The sequence below is a fragment of the Rhizobium sp. FY34 genome, from assembly GCF_005222845.1.
Lineage (GTDB): Bacteria > Pseudomonadota > Alphaproteobacteria > Rhizobiales > Rhizobiaceae > Neorhizobium.
This window is the reverse complement of record NZ_STFZ01000006.1, coordinates 114,105-130,211: the sequence shown is the minus strand read 5'-3', so window position 1 is coordinate 130,211 and position 16,107 is coordinate 114,105. Positions and strand designations below refer to the sequence as shown.

The window sequence follows — 16,107 nt, the reverse complement described above, 5'->3', positions numbered from 1 at the left end:
GCGCCTATTCCCCGTTTTGACATAAAAAATGGAGGCGCGGATGCGTAAAACCCTGTCACTTACTATTGCGGCACTGGCCGCCATCGTCAGCACTTCGCCAGCCACTGCGCAGGAAAAGAAGGTGCTGACCGTCTATACCTATGAAAGCTTTATCGCCGATTGGGGTCCCGGCCCCAAGGTGAAGGCTGCTTTCGAAGAGACCTGCGCCTGCACGCTGAATTTCGTCGGCGTGGCCGATGGCGTGGCGCTTCTGACGCGCCTGAAGCTTGAGGGCGTCTCTACCGATGCCGATATTGCACTCGGGCTCGACACGAACCTCGTGCAGGAAGCCAAGGATACCGGTCTTTTCGAAGCGGCTGGCATCGATACATCCGCTGTCACGGTTCCGGGCGGCTTCAAGGAGGAGATCTTCCTGCCCTATGATTACGGCCATTTCGCCGTGATCTATGACAGCGAAACGATCAAGAACCCGCCGAAAAGCCTGAAGGACCTGGTGGAGGGCGATCCGGCGCAAAAGATCGCCATTCAGGATCCGCGCACATCGACACCGGGTCTTGGCCTGCTTCTGTGGGTCAAATCCGTTTATGGTGACAAGGCGCCGGAAGCCTGGGCCAAGCTGAAGACCCGTATTCTCACCGTCACGCCCGGCTGGTCGGAAGCCTATGGCCTATTCACCAAGGGCGAAGTGCCGATGGTGTTTTCCTATGTCACCTCGCCAGCCTATCACATGATCGAGGAGAACACGCAGCGCTATCAGGCCGCCCGCTTCGAGGAAGGCCATTACATCCAGATCGAAGTGTCCGGCATGCTGAAATCGGCCAAGGACAAGGATCTGGCGCGCCAGTTCCTTGCCTTCACGCTGTCGCCGCAGTTCCAGTCGATCATTCCGACCACCAACTGGATGATGCCCGCCGCAGCAACAGCTGCGCCCCTGCCGGCAGCTTTCGCCACACTGGTGCAGCCGGGCAAGACCTTCCTGATGAGCCCGCAGGATGTGGCGAAGAACCGGCAGGCCTGGATCGGCGAATGGCTTTCGGCCATGAGCATGAACTAAGAATCGATGCTGACGCGGGGCGAGAGACGGCGCGGACTAGCGGCAGGCATGGTGAGCCTTGCCGTCGTTTCCCTGCTCGTTGCCTTGCCAACGGTAGCCCTTCTGTCGGCGGCGCCGGCCACGCAGGGCCTGTCTTCTGTGTTTGACAGCTACACACTCAGCCTGCTGCGCTTCACGGTGCTGCAGGCGGTGCTCTCAACGCTCTTTTCCACGGCTCTGGCCGTGCCCGTCGCATTGGCGCTGGCCCGCCGCCCGCAGTTTTTCGGCCGGATCTGGATCCTGCGGCTGATGGCACTGCCGATGGGCCTGCCGGTTCTTATCGGCGCCCTGGGATTGATCGGCATTTTCGGCCGCCAGGGCCTGATGAACCAGATGCTGCTGACGCTTGGCCTGCAACAGCCCATCAGCATTTATGGCCTTTCCGGCATCCTGCTGGCGCATGTCTTCTTCAACCTGCCGCTGGCATGCCGCCTGATGCTGGCCGGGTTGGAACGGCTGCCAGCGGAATATTGGCGCCTTTCGGCAAGCCTTGGCATGCGCCCGCTTTGCGTGCTGCGCTTCATCGAGGCCCCGGCGCTGGCGCGCATCCTACCGGGTGCCGCCGGCCTGATCTTCATGCTCTGTGCCACCAGTTTCACGCTGGTGCTGGTGCTGGGTGGCGGGCCGGCCGCGACAACGCTGGAGGTCGCCATCTACCAGGCACTGCGGTTCGATTTCGATCCGGCGCGCGCCGTCTCACTTGCGCTGCTGCAGATGGGGCTGACGGCCTGCATTCTCTATGCCATCAGCCGCCTGCCGCCGGCAGATATAACAGGCGCCGGTGAGGGCCGCGCCAGCCGACGTTTTGATGGCCGAGGTCCCGGTGCCCGGTTCTGGGATATGGCCGTGATTGTCACGGCGACCCTGTTCCTTGCTCTACCGCTCGCAGCAATTGTCACAGCCGGGCTGAAAGCAGATCTCTGGCGGCTTGTGCACCTGCCCGCTTTTCATCAGGCAACCCTCACCAGTCTCAGCATTGCCCTGATGGCCGGCCTCTCCGCCATACTGGTCTCTATCGGCATGATTGCCGCAAAGGCTGCCGTCGCAGACCTGCGCAATCCACCAAGCGCGCTCACCCTTTTGTCCGGGCTTCTGTCTGCGCAATCATCGCTGGTGCTGCTCGTGCCACCAGTGGTGCTCGGTACCGGCTGGTTTCTATTGGTGCGACCAGTCTTCGAGGTCAGCCGTGCCGCACCTTTACTGGTCGCGGCCATCAACATGCTGATGGCGCTGCCATTCGTCATCCGCGTGCTGGCGCCAGCTTTCGAGACCCATGCGAGGCGCACGGACCGATTGGCGGCAAGCCTCAACATCAGCGGTCTTGCGCGCCTTCGCCTGATCGACTGGCCGATCCTGCGCCGGCCGCTTGCCATGGCGCTGTCCTTTGCCATGGCGCTATCGCTTGGCGATCTTGGTGCCGTTGCCCTGTTCGGCTCGCAGGATCTCGTCACTCTGCCCTGGCTGGTCTATAGCCGGCTTGGCAGCTACCGTACCAATGATGCCGACGGGCTGGCACTGATCCTCGGTCTCATTTGCCTGATCCTGACGGCGATCGGGACGGCTGGCCACAGGGAAGCGAAATGAGCGAAAATACGGCCGTGCGACTGGAAGAGGTAAGGCTTGGCCTTGGCGAGGCACGCTTTGCCTTTGATTGCACCTTTGCGCAAGGCCGGATCACCGCCATTACCGGCCCGTCCGGCTCGGGAAAATCGACGCTGCTCAATCTGGTCGCCGGTTTCGAACAGCCGGATCATGGTCGCATCCTGATTGCGGGCAACGACGTCACAGGTCAGCATCCAGGCGCGCGGCCGCTGTCGCTCGTCTTTCAGGACAATAATCTCTTCGGACATCTCGATCTTTTCACCAATGTCGGGCTCGGCATCCATCCCGGTTTGCGCCTGTCCAAGGATGAGAGACAGGCGGTCTCGGTCGCTCTCAAACGGGTGGGGCTTCAAGGCTTTGAGAAGCGCATGCCGGGCACCCTGTCTGGTGGCGAAAGACAAAGAGCAGCCTTTGCCAGAGCCCTTGTGCGCAAGCGCCCGCTGCTGCTGCTGGATGAGCCCTTTGCAGCGCTGGATGCTGATCTTCGCGAGGCGATGGCCGAACTTCTGCTTGATCTTCATCGGGAAAGCGGCAACACGATCCTTCTCGTCACCCATGATCGCGCAGAAGTGGAACGGCTGGCCGATGATGTCGTGTCTATCGATCAGGGCCGGGTTTTGGATGAGGCCGGCAAGATGCCATTTCCGCACAAAAACATGCCTGGGTGATCAGCAAATTTGACCGCCCTTCATAAAGCGTCAACCAGTCCGCCACATTTTGGACGTGGGGCGATGCGATGCCGCAATGCAAAATGGGTAAGGATGATTGCTTGCGCGCGCCACTGTTCTACTTAAATGAAGAACGGAGCGACACGCGAGCGACAGGCCATCCGCAGGACAGCGGCGGAAGGGCAGACGCCGTGGGATGCGCCGGATGGCGGGCTTGAAAGAATGACGGTTCCAGGTGAACGGACGACTATGGATACCAGCGGCACGGACCGCGTGATGGGAGCCTCCCGCAGGGGATGGCAAGGCCGTCGCGGTGCGCGCGCCATGCTGACGCTTCTGGCCGCCGCCACCATCCTTTCGGGCTGCCAAACTATTCTCGACCAGAGCTATCAGGCAGACGTCAAACCCTCCGCCAGTCCGCAGATCGTCGATGAGGTGCAGAAGAACGATCCACGCGCCCAGATGGGTGCGCGCGAGCACCCACGCATCGTTGCAAGCTATGGCGGCGAATATCATGATGCGAAAACCGAACGGCTGGTGGCCCGCATCACCGGTGCCCTGACAGCGGTTTCGGAAAACCCCAACCAGTCCTACCGCATCACCATTTTGAATTCTCCAGCCATCAATGCCTTCGCGCTGCCCGGCGGCTATCTCTATGTCACGCGCGGACTGCTCGCCCTGGCAAACGACGCGGCAGAAGTGGCCGCCGTGCTCAGCCATGAAATGGCGCATGTGACCGCCAATCACGGCATAGAGCGCCAGAAGCGCGAAGAAGCCGAAGTGATTGCCAGCCGCGTCGTGGCCGAAGTCCTGTCGAGCGATCTGGCCGGCAAGCAGGCGTTGGCGCGCGGCAAGTTGCGGCTGGCGGCCTTCTCGCGTCAGCAGGAATTGCAGGCCGATGTGATCGGCGTACGCATGTTGGGAGAAGCCGGCTACGACCCCTATGCCGCGGCACGGTTCCTGGATTCGATGGCAGCCTATGCGCGCTACTCTTCCGTGGACCCGGAAACCGACCAAAGCCTCGACTTTCTCTCCAGCCATCCCAATGCGCCGCAGCGCGTGGAGCTTGCCCGCCAGCATGCCCGCGCTTTTGGCCAGGAGGGCACGGTGGGAGACCGGGGACGCGACTACTATCTGACCGGCATCGACGGGCTTCTCTACGGCGACAGCCCGGATGAAGGCTATGTGCGCAACGATACATTCCTTCATGCCGGGCTCGGGATCCGCTTCGATGTGCCGGAGGGCTTTCGCATCGACAACAAGGTAGAAGCGGTCCTCGCCACCGGCCCCGACGAGACCGCCATACGCTTTGATGGCGTCGAGGCCGATGAGGCCCAGGACCTGAAGAACTATCTGACAAGTGGATGGGTCGCCGGCCTTTTGCCGGAAACGGTGCGCGACACCACAGTCAATGGTTTGTCTGCGGCCACGGCCCGCGCCACAGCCGAGCGCTGGGATTTCGACGTGACAGTGGTGCGGGACGGCAAGAAGATTTTCCGCTTCCTGACGGCCGTGCCGAAGGGCAGCACATCGCTGCAATCCACGGCTGATACGCTGCGCAACAGTTTTCGTCGCATGACGCCGCAGGAAATTACGCAGTTGAAGCCGCTACGCGTGCGGGTCGTCACTGTCGGATCGGTCGACAACATGACAACGCTTGCCGCCCGCATGATGGGCACGGATCGCAAACTCGACCTGTTCAAGCTCATCAACGCTTTGCCGGCGGGCGCCACGCTCTCTGCCGGCCAGAGGGTCAAGATTATTTCCGAATAGAAAAATCCGGGGCGGGCAGGCCGATCAGCCCACGGCCGCCATCTGCGGATTGATGGTCACAAGCGCCGACTTCAACTTCTCAATGGCACGGCTTTCGATCTGGCGCACACGTTCCTTGGAAATGCCCAGTTCAGCACCAAGCGCTTCCAGCGTCGCGCCCTCATCCGTCAGGCGACGGGCCCGAATGATCTTTTTTTCCCGATCATTGAGCTTTGTCAGCGCGCCATTCAGCCACTTCATCCGGCGCTCACCGTCAATCATGCCAGACACCTGTTCATCGGGCAGCGGTTCCCCGCTTTCCAGCATATCGAGCCGCTCGACACTATCGGTATCGCCGGCAATCGACGGCGCCTGCAGCGAGGCATCATTGCCGGACAGCCTTGCATCCATGGTCTGGACATCCGAAACGCTGACGCCCAAGGCTGTTGCAATCTCTTCATGGATGGCACGGGCAGTCAGGTTACTGTCGCCGCGCGCCAGCTTGGCGCGCAGTCGGCGCAGATTGAAGAAGAGCGCCTTTTGTGCCGAACTGGTGCCACCGCGCACGATCGACCAATTGCGCAGGATATAATCCTGCATTGAGGCACGAATCCACCAGCTGGCATAGGTCGAAAATCGTACGTCCCGCGCTGGCTCAAACCTTGCCGCTGCCTCCAGCAGCCCTACATAGCCCTCCTGTACAAGATCACTCATCGGCAGACCGAAACCGCGAAACTTGGACGCCATGGCAATGACCAGACGCATATGGGCAAGTGCAATCTGGTTGCGCGCGCCCTGGTCGTGATCGTCTTTCCAGCGGATGGCCAGATCTCGTTCCTCTTCACGGGCGAGATAGGGCGCCGACATGGCAATCTTGATCATATTGCGGTCTGCGGTCATGGCATTCATCGCGCTCTCCATGGAACTGTGTGACCCGACAGCACCGGATACCCCCAAAGGCCCGCAGGATGCGGACGCGAAAGGACATGCCCTGCTGCTTCCCTGGTGATGCAGCCGGAAGATCGGGACCCTGCCGGTGCGCTACAGCGAATAAACATTGCAAAAAGAGCAGCACTTTTCGCCGTACCGGCGGGAAAACGTTCTGGATCGGCAAAAGTTCCAACAAAAAAACCCGGCTTTCGCCGGGTTCTTGGGTAGAAGCATGAGGCAGCAGAAAGCCTCAGGCGGCCTCTTCGTGCGACTCGTCTTCTTCAATGACCTTGCTGCGCTTTGGGCCCTTGGCAAGATTGACTTCGACGAGACGAACAGCTTCCGTATCCGACATCTTGTTCACGGCAGCGATTTCGCGCGCCATGCGGTCAAGAGCGGCTTCATACAGTTGACGTTCCGAGTAAGACTGCTCGGGCTGGTTTTCGGCACGATACAGGTCACGAACAACTTCGGCGATCGAGATCAGATCACCGGAATTGATCTTGGCATCGTATTCCTGGGCACGGCGTGACCACATGGTACGCTTGACCCGTGCCTTGCCCTGAACGACCTTCAATGCACGCTCGACAAAATCCGTCTCGGACAATTTGCGCATGCCAATGCTGACGGCCTTTGCGACCGGCACCTTGAGGCGCATTTTGTCCTTTTCAAAATCGATTACGAACAGTTCGAGCTTCATACCAGCTACTTCCTGCTCCTCGATCGCCGTGATAGTTCCCACTCCGTGCGCCGGATACACGATCGATTCGCCGGTCTTGAAGCCGTGGCGCGCTGAAGATTTTTTCTGCTGGGTCGTCATACGTTTAACAAACTCCCTGTTACGCACCCGGTCGTCGTGGCCGGGGCCGGGTCAGTCAGGCCCGGATGAGACGGGGGAACCGTCGGGTGACTCCATACTGGTCCGACCAAACGCGCGCGAAAACAACATCCATACCGAGGTCGAGGACAAGATCCAAAAAGGGCTATGTCACGGAAACCGCGCCGGATGCTCTATTGCTTTCGTGATGTTTTTGGGCACGCGAATGCCGCTTTGTGGAACAGTTTTTGTTGTCTACCACAAAAATGGGAGGAAATCAATGATTTGCTTTCGCAGATGCACAGACGCAACTCCCGATTCCCTGCACAATCCTTAAGCAGGGTTAAAGGTAACCGTGCCAAGGGCCATCAATCGCCCTTGCCCGGTTCCGCCGAGAAATACTGCTCGAACTTGTTGGCGACGCCATCCATTTCCTTGGCTTCCGGCATGGCATCGCGCTTGACGGTGATGTTCGGCCATATTGCGGCATATTCCGCATTCACCTTGAGCCATTTGTCGAGGCCCGGTTCCGTATCCGGCTTGATGGCCTCGGCCGGACATTCCGGTTCACAGACTCCGCAATCGATGCACTCATCCGGATTGATAGCCAGAAAGTTCTCACCCTCGTAAAAGCAATCCACGGGGCAGACTTCAACACAGTCGGTATACTTGCAGCGGATACAATTGTCGGTCACGACATACGTCATGATTCACTCCAGTCACATCACGGTTGGCCTGCATCGACGACAGGAGTGCCTCGGCGGCCGGACAAGGCAAAACCAACGGACCTCTTGCGTTCAGCCCAGCTTTTCCTGTGTCCCTAATGGCTTTGAAAGCGCTTAGCAAGGGTAAACAATCCCGTCTGCAGCGACAAAAGAGAACGTTTGTTCTCAGCGCTTTGAGGGACAGCAGATCGCCTCAGCCATCAGGCCGCAACTTGCGCTGAGCCCGTTCAAAGGCCGAGAGCGGTGCCTGCTGTGGCGTCAGATCCTCGAAGAGAAGACGAGCCTCGGCGGGTGTTCCGCGCCTGGCGCCTGGCGCTTTGACAACGAGCACTACGTCTCGACGCTCCAGAACGAGTTCAAGCCGATCGCCGATCTTCAGCAACCGGCTTGGCTGGGTCACGGGCTGGCCGTTGACGCGCACGAAGCCTGCACCGATCAGGTCCTGCGCAAGCGCGCGGGACCTGACGAGACGCGAGAAGAAAAGCCACTTGTCGAGGCGCTGACGCTCATCTCCAAACGGCTTTTCCGACATCGCTACTTCTTCATCTGCTCCTTCAGGGCAGCGAGCTTGGCGAAAGGCGAATCCGGATCTACCGGCTTTTCCTTGCGCGGCGGCTTTGCCTCGAAGCGCTGCGGTTGAACCGGCTTGCCGCGGTCACTGCGGTCCTGCCGATCGGGACGATCTGCACGGGGAGGACGATCACCCTTGCCTTCCGGGCGGCGATCGCCACGCGGCTTGCCGCCATCCCGGTTTGCGCCGTCACGATTGCCACCTTCGCGGTTTGCACCGTCGCGGTTGCCACGGGCAGCCTGGTCAGGACGGTCCTCGCCACGGCGCGGATTGTCGCGGCGACCTTCGCCAGGCGCACGGTTTGCCGGCGCGCGACGCTCGCCCTGCGGGCGACCCGAACGCTGGTTATCGCTGCGCCCGCCACCGGGGCGCCACAGAAGAACGGGCTTCGGCTCTTCGGAGGCCGTAGCGTCAGACGCAGTGCTTGCCTCCGAACCAGCGACAGCATCCTGCGGGCTTGCGTCAACGGCATCAGCGGACGGCTGGCTCGCCGTCTCGGCATCCGCCGGAACGGAAGCCTCTTCACCTGCGGCATCGGCATCATCACCGTCCTGCGCCGGAACTTCATCAGCCACAGCCGGCGCGGCAGCGGATGTGCTCCCCTTCTGGCTGGCAAGGAAGGTCTGCGCTTCCTCGGCACTGACGCTGTCGGCGCGGTAGCCGAGACCCTTCAGGATTTCTTCCATATCGTCCGGCGTTGCACCCAGGATCGACAGCATAGCGGTGGTCGTCGTGAAGCGACGACCGTCATAGGCGCCTTCAGGACGCGCGGCAGGACCCGGCTTCCATTGCAGGAGCGGACGGATGAGATCTGCCAGACGCTCCAGAATATCGACACGCACGGCGCGCTTTCCAAGGAAGCGGAAACCGGCCAGCTTGTAGAATGTGCGCTCGAAGCTTGGATCGGTGACCACCGAGGTGCGGCCAGCGGCCAGCGCCGGGATCAGATCGCCATAGCCTGGCTTGTCGAGACCGTCATTCTTCAGCGCCCAGAGCAGCGTAATCAGTTCGGCCGGGGCAGGCTTGAGCAGGGCGGGCATAAAAATGTGATAGGCGCCGAAGCGGATGCCGTAGCGACGCATCGAAGCGCGCGCATCCTGGTCCAGCGTCTTGACATCATCGGCCACGTCGCGGCGAAACAATACGCCCAGGTTTTCGACCAGCTGGAAGGCCAGCCCCTTGGCCAGACCCTGCAGGTCTTCAGCGCGCGACAGATCGTCAAGCGGCTTCAGGACCGTGGAAATGTGATGGTTGACGAAGCGCTCGATACGCGCCGCCACATGATCGCGCGCATTGCCGGTCAATTGCTCGTCAGCCAGCACGATCAGCCGCGGATGCATGATGTGATCGCTGGCCGTCAGCTTTGCCACCGGCTCGCCGAGCCAGCGCACATAACCATCCGAGCCCACGGCCAGATCATTGTTGCCACAGGCATAGAGCCTGGCCGCCCGCGCTTCGAACTCCAGCGACAGAGCCTTCTGCGCAGCTGTCTGGACAGCCTTTGCATCCGGACCTTCCGTACCGGAAACCGGCGTAAACCGGAAACCGGCGAGTTGGCCGACGTGATGTCCTTCGACGAAGACATCGCCATTTACACTAATTTCAGCTTCCAGCATCGCATTCTCTCTCAGGCGCTTCATGAGCACAGATGTCCTGCGATCAACAAAGCGTTTCGTCAACCTTTCATGTAGCGCGTCGGACAACCTGTCCTCTATTTCCCGCGTCTTTTCTTGCCAGTGTGTCGGATGGGCAAGCCAACCGGGCCGGTTCGATACATAGGTCCAGGTGCGAATCTGCGCGATTCGCGCAGACAGCGTGTCTATTTCGCCGTCCATCCGGTTGGCGCGCTCTACCTGTTCAGCCATGAAATTTTCGTTCACGGCACCAAAGCGCACCAGATCGGAAAAAATCGTCGAAATCAGGTCGGCATGCTGCGCCGGCGTAATACGGCGGTAATCGGGAAGCGCACAGGCCTCCCAGAGGGTTTCCACCCGCCGGGGCGAGGTGGCGAGATCAACAATCTCGGGATAGCGCGAAAGGTAATCCAGCGCCTGGCTATCGGTGGCGGGAAGTGCGCGTGTCAGCCCCGGCACAACGGGCGCGACATCAAGGCTTGCCCGCAGATCGCGCAGCGAGGAATAATCCACCGCCTTGGAGCGCCACTGCAGCACTTTCACCTGGTCGAAATGATGGCCCTCAATGCGCTGCACAAGCTCATCATCAAAAGGCTGTACATGACCGGTCACACCAAATGTGCCGTCCTTCAGATGACGCCCGGCACGCCCGGCAATCTGGCCAAGCTCGCCGGGATTGAGATCACGGAACTGATAGCCGTCGAATTTGCGATCCTGGGCAAAGGCAACATGATCGACATCAAGGTTGAGCCCCATGCCAATGGCATCGGTCGCCACCAGATATTCCACATCGCCGTTCTGATAGAGCCCCACCTGGGCATTGCGGGTGCGCGGGCTGAGCGCGCCCAGCACCACCGCTGCGCCACCGCGCTGGCGGCGGATAAGCTCGGCAATCGCATAGACTTCCTCTGCCGAAAAGGCGACGATGGCCGAGCGCTGCGGCAGGCGGGTGATCTTCTTCTGGCCGGCATAAAACAGCGTCGAGAGGCGCGGGCGCTCGACAATGGTGATGCCCGGCAGCAGCTTTTCCAGGATGGGCCGCATGGTGCCGGCACCCAGAAGCAGCGTCTCCTCGCGGCCGCGCAAATGCAGAATGCGGTCGGTAAAGATATGGCCTCGCTCCAGGTCACCAGCCAGCTGCACTTCATCGATGGCAACAAAAGCGGATTTTGTCTCGCGCGGCATGGCCTCGACAGTGCAGACGGAAAAGCGCGCATTGGGCGGCGAGATCTTTTCCTCACCGGTCACCAGCGCCACATGCGCCACGCCCACTTTCTCGACCACGCGGGTGTAAACCTCGCGCGCCAGAAGCCGCAACGGCAATCCGATCACGCCAGAACCATGGGCAACCATGCGCTCGATGGCGTAATGCGTCTTGCCGGTATTGGTCGGGCCGAGGACCGCGGTGACGCCGCGACCGCTCAAGATCATGGGTTGGGAATTCAAAGACTATATCCGCACTGTGTGTTTGGCCGCCCGGTTCGTGACGCAACCGCCCCACACATGGCGTCGCCTCACCCAGAAGGCAAGCCACAACTCGCCATATGCCGGTCAAAGCGCTGAAAATCCTCCAAACAGCGGCTTTGCGACAAACCGCGGATGGCCTGGAACAGGCAACGAACGAATAGGCGACGAATCGCTGACTCCGAATGATTCAGCTTTTGTTCCTCCGATCGGCGTCACCCAGGGGCAACGCGGCAATGACTATGGAACAATAGGCGCGCCACAACGTTTTCGCCGCACATGACGACAGTCGTCGTTTGAATATGTATCGGAGACCACCCCATGAGCACCATCCTGCTCGTCATCCTTATTCTTCTCGTAGTCGGAGCGCTTCCGAACTGGGGTCATAGCCGCAACTGGGGTTATGGCCCTTCGGGCGGTCTTGGACTGGTGGTCCTCATCCTGATCATCCTGCTCGTGATGGGCCGGATATAAAACTGCATTTCGTGAACATAGAAGGAAACAGGATATGAAGAAGATTTTGGGCATTATGGCCATGGTTGGCATGCTGGCATCATGCACGGCGACGGAAAAAGGCACGGCGATTGGTGCGGGATCCGGCGCGATCATCGGTGGTGCCGTATCGAACAGCTGGGGCGGTGCAGCCGTTGGCGCGGTGGCCGGTGGCGTGGTCGGCGCAGCGATCGGTCAGTCGCAAGAGCGTCGCGGCTATTGCGTCTATCGCAATCGCAATGGCGGCACCTACGAAGCACGCTGCCGCTAAATACTTCTAAAACCATAAAAAACCGGCGCAGGCCTCTGCGCCGGTTTTTCTGTGTCATGCGTTTTCGAGTTGCCTAAGACGCAACAGCGCCTGTGCGATCAGACGAAATACTGACCACCATTGGCCGAAATCGTCGATCCGGTGATAAAGCCGGCCTCGTCTGCGGCAAGGAAGACGACGCAGCGGGCGATTTCTTCCGGTTGCCCCAGGCGCCCCACCGGAATCTGCGGCAGGATGCGCTCGTTCATCACCTTTTCCGGCACGGCCATCACCATTTCCGTACCGATATAACCGGGGCAAATGACATTGACGGTGACGTTTTTGGCGGCACCCTCCTGCGCCAGTGCCTTGGTGAAACCAATATCGCCGGCCTTGGCCGCCGAATAGTTCGCCTGGCCCATCTGGCCCTTCTGGCCATTGATCGAGGAAATATTGATGACGCGGCCAAAGCCACGGTCACGCATGCCCGACCAGACCGGGTGGGTCATGTTGAACAGGCCGGTGAGATTGGTGTTGATCACCTCGCTCCATTGCGCTGGCGTCATCTTGTGGAACATCGCATCACGGGTAATGCCGGCATTGTTGACCAGCACATCAACGGGACCGAGCGCCGCTTCCACCTTGGCAATGCCTTCCAAGCATGCCTCATAAGAGGATACATCCCATTTGAACACCGGAATACCGGTTTCGGCTTCGAAGGCCTTGGCCCTCTCGTCATTGCCGGCATAATTGGCCGCGACCTTGTATCCGGCCGCCTTCAAAGCGGTGGCGATGGCTGCGCCAATGCCGCGCGTGCCACCGGAAACCAATGCAACTCTCGTCATGCAAAAACTCCCCCCTACTGGACATTTTCCGGCCCTTCTGCGTGGTTGGGCCGGTTTGTTCTAAACCCCTGTACCGCTATTGGCTCAAGCCCTCACATGGCTTCAAAGCACATGGCAACGCCCATCCCGCCGCCGATGCACAGTGTCGCCAGGCCCTTCTTGGCGCCGCGACGCTTCATTTCAAAAACAAGCGTGTTGAGAACGCGAGCACCCGATGCGCCGATCGGATGGCCAATGGCAATGGCACCGCCATTGACGTTGACGATCGACGGATCCCAGCCCATGTCCTTGTTGACAGCGCAGGCCTGCGCGGCAAATGCCTCGTTCGCCTCGACCAGATCGAGATCACCGACAGACCAGCCGGCTTTTTCCAGCGCCTTGCGCGATGCCGGGATCGGCCCGGTACCCATGATCTGCGGATCAACGCCTGCCGTTGCCCAGGACACGATGCGCACCAGTGGCGTGATGCCGCGACGCACGGCTTCCTCTTCGCTCATCAGAAGGGCTGCGGCCGCACCATCATTGAGACCCGAGGCATTGCCGGCGGTGACCGTGCCTTCTTTGTCGAAAGCCGGGCGCAGCTTGGTCATGCTCTCCAGCGTTGCGCCGGCACGGATATACTCGTCTGCATCCACAGTCACGTCGCCCTTGCGGCCCTTGATGACGAAGGGGATAATTTCATCGGCAAAGCGCCCGGCCGTCTGCGCAGCCTCGGCCTTGTTCTGCGAACCAACGGCGAACTGGTCCTGTTCGTCGCGCGACAGCTGCCACTGGCGGGCTATGTTTTCCGCCGTCGTGCCCATGTGATAGCCATAGAAGGCATCTGTCAGGCCGTCCTTGATCATGGTGTCGACCATCTTCATGTCGCCCATCTTGGTGCCGCTGCGCAGATGCGCGCAATGCGGTGCCATGGACATGGATTCCTGGCCGCCGGCCACAATGATCTTGGCATCGCCCAGCGCAATCTGCTGCATGCCGAGTGCCACGGCGCGAAGGCCAGAGCCGCACAACTGGTTGATGCCCCAGGCGGTGGTTTCCTGCGGAGTGCCGGCCTTCATCGCAGCCTGGCGGGCCGGGTTCTGCCCCTCGCCTGCGGGAAGCACCTGGCCGAGGATCACTTCATCCACTTCCGCTGCACTGACGCCTGCGCGCTCCAGTACACCTCTGATTGCAGCAGCGCCGAGTTCGTGGGCAGGCACGTTTGCGAAAGAACCGTTGAACGATCCCACAGCTGTACGACCGGCAGATGCAATCACGATGGATGGCTGGCTCATGAAAATCTCCTCCAAATCTCTTTTTGGTTGAACATGAGACTGTCAAAGCTTTGCGCGCAAGTCAAAGGGGTCGAAGGGATGAATTTGATGTGTTTCGTTAAGTTTGCACGCAACCCTGCCTGACGCATCCTCTGTCTCGCATTGCACAAATCGATTGTCAGCTCCGATTGTTTGAGCGTAGAGTTGGTGCGGGAGAGAAATATCCAAAAACCATATTGACGGGATCAGGAGGCAATTATGGCAAAAACGGATGGTGAGGTTGTCATTAAAAAGTATGCCAATCGCCGCCTCTACAATACAGGCACCAGCACCTATGTGACGCTGGAAGACCTGGCGCAGATGGTGAAAAAGGGTGACGACTTTACCGTGCAGGACGCCAAGAGCGGTGACGACATCACCCACTCGGTCCTGACGCAAATCATCTTCGAGCAGGAATCCAAGACCGGCAATACGCTGCTGCCGATCTCCTTCCTGCGCCAGTTGATTTCCTATTACGGTGACCAGATGCAGATGGTGGTGCCGACCTTCCTCGAGCATTCGATGAAGACCTTTGCCGACCAGCAAACGCAGATGCGCGAGCAGATGACCCGCGCCTTTGGCGAAACACCGCTGACCAAGAACCTGCAGATGCCGATCCAGATGATGGAAGAGCAGGTCCGCCGCAATACGGACGTGTTCCGTCAGGCCATGCAGATGTTCTCGCCTTTCACCGCCCCCGGTGGCGCGGCTCCCGGAGCGGCGGATGCAAAGAAGGCACCGGATGCACGCGATCTCGACGATCTGAAGGAGCAGTTGCGCACGCTGCAAACGCGGCTGGACAACCTCGGCTCCTAAAGCCTTTTAACTTTGCCGATATGGAAGGGCTGCGGGCAACCGCGGCCCTCTTTTATGCGCGCCTCACCGATCAGATCCAGATAGAATCCAAACGGCAGGCAACAAAAAAGGCCGGGCAAAGCCGGCCTTCCGTTTACGCAATCTCAGGTGAGATTATGCGCTTTCCTTCGGCGTCAGAACCTGGCGACCGCGATACATGCCCGTCTTCAGGTCGATGTGGTGCGGACGGCGCAGTTCGCCGGAGTTCTTGTCTTCGACATAGGTCGGGGTCTGCAGCGCGTCAGCGGAGCGGCGCATACCGCGCTTCGACGGGCTCGTTTTTCTCTTCGGTACAGCCATTTTCGTTACTCCAAATTGTCGTGCAAAACATGCTCCGCAGCCCGAATTGGGCCGAACCCGACACGTCTCGATCTCGGAAATTTGCCGGGCTTATACATGGCAATCCGGGGCTTGACCAGTCCCTGCCGGGATTTTTTCCAGATCGGGTCGAATCAGGCTTCGTCGGCCGGCACGATCCAGGTTTCGGCAAGCGCTGCTTCGCGCCAGGCAATCCAGGCCGGATGCGCCTGCATGATGGCCATGTAATCCACCGTCGCGGCATCGACGTCAAGGTCGTAGACATCCAACCGGTTCACAACCGGCGCAAACATGGCATCAGCTGCCGAGAATTCGCCAAACAGGAAAGGTCCACCAGACCGTGCACGCATGGTCTTCCAGATCTGGGTGATCCGCGCCACATCATCCATCACACCGTCCGGCAAGTCGATCCTGCGCTTCGGCCGGCGGAAGTTCATTGGGCAGGCACCGCGCAGCGCGCGGAACCCCGACAGCATTTCCATCGAAATCGACCGCGCCATGGCGCGATCCGCCGGGTCGAGCGGCCAGATCCCGGCATCCGGATAAAGCTCGGCCACATATTCGATGATCGACAGCGATTCCCAGACATGCAGGCTGCCATGCTTGAGAACCGGCACTTTGCCGGTGGGCGAAAACTCGCGGAACAGCGGATTGCCACCATGGTCATCAAAGGGGATCAGCACCTCCTCGAAGGCAATGCCGGCAGCCTTGAGCGCTATCCATGGCCGAAACGACCAGGAGGAATAATTCTTGTTGGCAATGTAGAGAACCAGTCCATCCATGATCGTGCAACCTTACA

The 16,107-nt window shown here is 60.0% G+C and carries 16 protein-coding genes; 7 read left to right on the top strand and 9 right to left on the bottom strand.

Annotation, left to right across the window (positions count from 1 at the left end):
• Window positions 1-40: 40 nt before the first annotated feature.
• The 4 genes from thiB (at window position 41) to E8M77_RS03835 (ending at window position 5,136) form a co-directional block, all read left to right on the top strand.
• Window positions 41-1,054, top strand: coding sequence for a thiamine ABC transporter substrate binding subunit (gene thiB, locus E8M77_RS03850; RefSeq protein WP_137129298.1), 1,014 nt, complete (start codon window positions 41-43; stop codon window positions 1,052-1,054).
• A 6-nt stretch (window positions 1,055-1,060) separates the two neighbouring features.
• Window positions 1,061-2,677 (top strand): thiamine/thiamine pyrophosphate ABC transporter permease, encoded by a 1,617-nt coding sequence (gene thiP / locus E8M77_RS03845; protein ID WP_137129297.1) that lies wholly within the window; start codon window positions 1,061-1,063, stop codon window positions 2,675-2,677.
• On the top strand, window positions 2,674-3,363 hold the full coding sequence (locus E8M77_RS03840; protein WP_137129296.1) for an ATP-binding cassette domain-containing protein: 690 nt from the start codon (window positions 2,674-2,676) through the stop codon (window positions 3,361-3,363). The genes thiP and E8M77_RS03840 overlap by 4 nt, the downstream gene beginning before the upstream one ends.
• A 324-nt stretch (window positions 3,364-3,687) precedes the next feature.
• Complete coding sequence (locus E8M77_RS03835) at window positions 3,688-5,136, top strand: M48 family metalloprotease (RefSeq protein ID WP_246659125.1); 1,449 nt, start codon at window positions 3,688-3,690, stop codon at window positions 5,134-5,136.
• Window positions 5,137-5,160: 24 nt separating this feature from the next.
• Here E8M77_RS03835 and E8M77_RS03830 read toward each other — a convergent pair whose 3' ends face one another.
• The 5 genes from E8M77_RS03830 to E8M77_RS03810 form a co-directional block, all read right to left on the bottom strand.
• Complete coding sequence (locus tag E8M77_RS03830) at window positions 5,161-6,024, bottom strand: RNA polymerase factor sigma-32 (protein WP_137129295.1); 864 nt, start codon at window positions 6,022-6,024, stop codon at window positions 5,161-5,163.
• A gap of 271 nt (window positions 6,025-6,295) precedes the next feature.
• Window positions 6,296-6,865 carry a CarD family transcriptional regulator gene (locus tag E8M77_RS03825; RefSeq protein WP_137129294.1) on the bottom strand — a complete coding sequence of 190 codons (570 nt, stop codon included), beginning with the start codon at window positions 6,863-6,865 and terminating at the stop codon, window positions 6,296-6,298.
• Between the two features lie 365 nt (window positions 6,866-7,230).
• Window positions 7,231-7,569, bottom strand: coding sequence for a ferredoxin FdxA (gene fdxA / locus E8M77_RS03820; RefSeq protein ID WP_137129293.1), 339 nt, complete (start codon window positions 7,567-7,569; stop codon window positions 7,231-7,233).
• 211 nt (window positions 7,570-7,780) lie between these two features.
• Window positions 7,781-8,119, bottom strand: coding sequence for an RNA-binding S4 domain-containing protein (locus tag E8M77_RS03815; RefSeq protein WP_137129292.1), 339 nt, complete (start codon window positions 8,117-8,119; stop codon window positions 7,781-7,783).
• 2 nt (window positions 8,120-8,121) lie between these two features.
• Entirely contained in the window at window positions 8,122-11,223 is a 3,102-nt protein-coding gene (locus E8M77_RS03810; RefSeq protein ID WP_137129493.1) for a helicase-related protein, read from the bottom strand.
• A gap of 354 nt (window positions 11,224-11,577) precedes the next feature.
• Here E8M77_RS03810 and E8M77_RS03805 point away from each other — a divergent pair, with 354 nt between their 5' ends.
• Together E8M77_RS03805 and E8M77_RS03800 are read left to right on the top strand one after the other, a co-directional pair.
• Window positions 11,578-11,730, top strand: a complete 153-nt coding sequence (locus E8M77_RS03805) for a DUF3309 family protein (protein WP_137129291.1) — start codon at window positions 11,578-11,580, stop codon at window positions 11,728-11,730.
• Between the two features lie 34 nt (window positions 11,731-11,764).
• Complete coding sequence (locus E8M77_RS03800; protein ID WP_137129290.1) at window positions 11,765-12,019, top strand: YMGG-like glycine zipper-containing protein; 255 nt, start codon at window positions 11,765-11,767, stop codon at window positions 12,017-12,019.
• Between the two features lie 98 nt (window positions 12,020-12,117).
• On the opposite strand, the gene E8M77_RS03795 is transcribed toward E8M77_RS03800, so the two are convergent.
• Complete coding sequence (locus tag E8M77_RS03795; protein WP_137129289.1) at window positions 12,118-12,843, bottom strand: beta-ketoacyl-ACP reductase; 726 nt, start codon at window positions 12,841-12,843, stop codon at window positions 12,118-12,120.
• Between the two features lie 92 nt (window positions 12,844-12,935).
• A complete protein-coding gene (locus tag E8M77_RS03790; RefSeq protein WP_137129288.1) occupies window positions 12,936-14,117 on the bottom strand; it encodes an acetyl-CoA C-acetyltransferase in 1,182 nt (393 codons plus the stop codon).
• Window positions 14,118-14,354: 237 nt separating this feature from the next.
• Between E8M77_RS03790 and phaR the strand changes: the two genes are divergently transcribed.
• A complete protein-coding gene (gene phaR / locus E8M77_RS03785) occupies window positions 14,355-14,951 on the top strand; it encodes a polyhydroxyalkanoate synthesis repressor PhaR (RefSeq protein WP_137129287.1) in 597 nt (198 codons plus the stop codon).
• Window positions 14,952-15,104: 153 nt separating this feature from the next.
• On the opposite strand, the gene rpmF is transcribed toward phaR, so the two are convergent.
• Window positions 15,105-15,290 carry a 50S ribosomal protein L32 gene (gene rpmF, locus E8M77_RS03780; RefSeq protein ID WP_137129286.1) on the bottom strand — a complete coding sequence of 62 codons (186 nt, stop codon included), beginning with the start codon at window positions 15,288-15,290 and terminating at the stop codon, window positions 15,105-15,107.
• A 152-nt stretch (window positions 15,291-15,442) separates the two neighbouring features.
• The gene (locus E8M77_RS03775) at window positions 15,443-16,090 is read right to left on the bottom strand and encodes a glutathione S-transferase family protein (RefSeq protein WP_137129285.1); all 648 of its coding nucleotides are present in this window, start codon (window positions 16,088-16,090) and stop codon (window positions 15,443-15,445) included.
• Window positions 16,091-16,107 lie beyond the last annotated feature (17 nt).

Excerpts from the sequence above, each read along its gene's own strand:
- E8M77_RS03825 (WP_137129294.1), bottom strand. The coding sequence starts at position 6,865 with ATGACGACCCAGCAGAAAAAATCTTCAGCGCGCCACGGCTTCAAGACC.
- rpmF (WP_137129286.1), bottom strand. The coding sequence starts at position 15,290 with ATGGCTGTACCGAAGAGAAAAACGAGCCCGTCGAAGCGCGGTATGCGC.
- E8M77_RS03790 (WP_137129288.1), bottom strand. The coding sequence starts at position 14,117 with ATGAGCCAGCCATCCATCGTGATTGCATCTGCCGGTCGTACAGCTGTG.
- thiB (WP_137129298.1), top strand. The coding sequence starts at position 41 with ATGCGTAAAACCCTGTCACTTACTATTGCGGCACTGGCCGCCATCGTC.
- E8M77_RS03800 (WP_137129290.1), top strand. The coding sequence starts at position 11,765 with ATGAAGAAGATTTTGGGCATTATGGCCATGGTTGGCATGCTGGCATCA.
- E8M77_RS03840 (WP_137129296.1), top strand. The coding sequence starts at position 2,674 with ATGAGCGAAAATACGGCCGTGCGACTGGAAGAGGTAAGGCTTGGCCTT.
- E8M77_RS03830 (WP_137129295.1), bottom strand. The coding sequence starts at position 6,024 with ATGAATGCCATGACCGCAGACCGCAATATGATCAAGATTGCCATGTCG.
- E8M77_RS03795 (WP_137129289.1), bottom strand. The coding sequence starts at position 12,843 with ATGACGAGAGTTGCATTGGTTTCCGGTGGCACGCGCGGCATTGGCGCA.
- E8M77_RS03810 (WP_137129493.1), bottom strand. The coding sequence starts at position 11,223 with ATGATCTTGAGCGGTCGCGGCGTCACCGCGGTCCTCGGCCCGACCAAT.
- E8M77_RS03835 (WP_246659125.1), top strand. The coding sequence starts at position 3,688 with ATGCTGACGCTTCTGGCCGCCGCCACCATCCTTTCGGGCTGCCAAACT.
- E8M77_RS03805 (WP_137129291.1), top strand. The coding sequence starts at position 11,578 with ATGAGCACCATCCTGCTCGTCATCCTTATTCTTCTCGTAGTCGGAGCG.
- E8M77_RS03815 (WP_137129292.1), bottom strand. The coding sequence starts at position 8,119 with ATGTCGGAAAAGCCGTTTGGAGATGAGCGTCAGCGCCTCGACAAGTGG.
- thiP (WP_137129297.1), top strand. The coding sequence starts at position 1,061 with ATGCTGACGCGGGGCGAGAGACGGCGCGGACTAGCGGCAGGCATGGTG.
- fdxA (WP_137129293.1), bottom strand. The coding sequence starts at position 7,569 with ATGACGTATGTCGTGACCGACAATTGTATCCGCTGCAAGTATACCGAC.
- phaR (WP_137129287.1), top strand. The coding sequence starts at position 14,355 with ATGGCAAAAACGGATGGTGAGGTTGTCATTAAAAAGTATGCCAATCGC.
- E8M77_RS03775 (WP_137129285.1), bottom strand. The coding sequence starts at position 16,090 with ATGGATGGACTGGTTCTCTACATTGCCAACAAGAATTATTCCTCCTGG.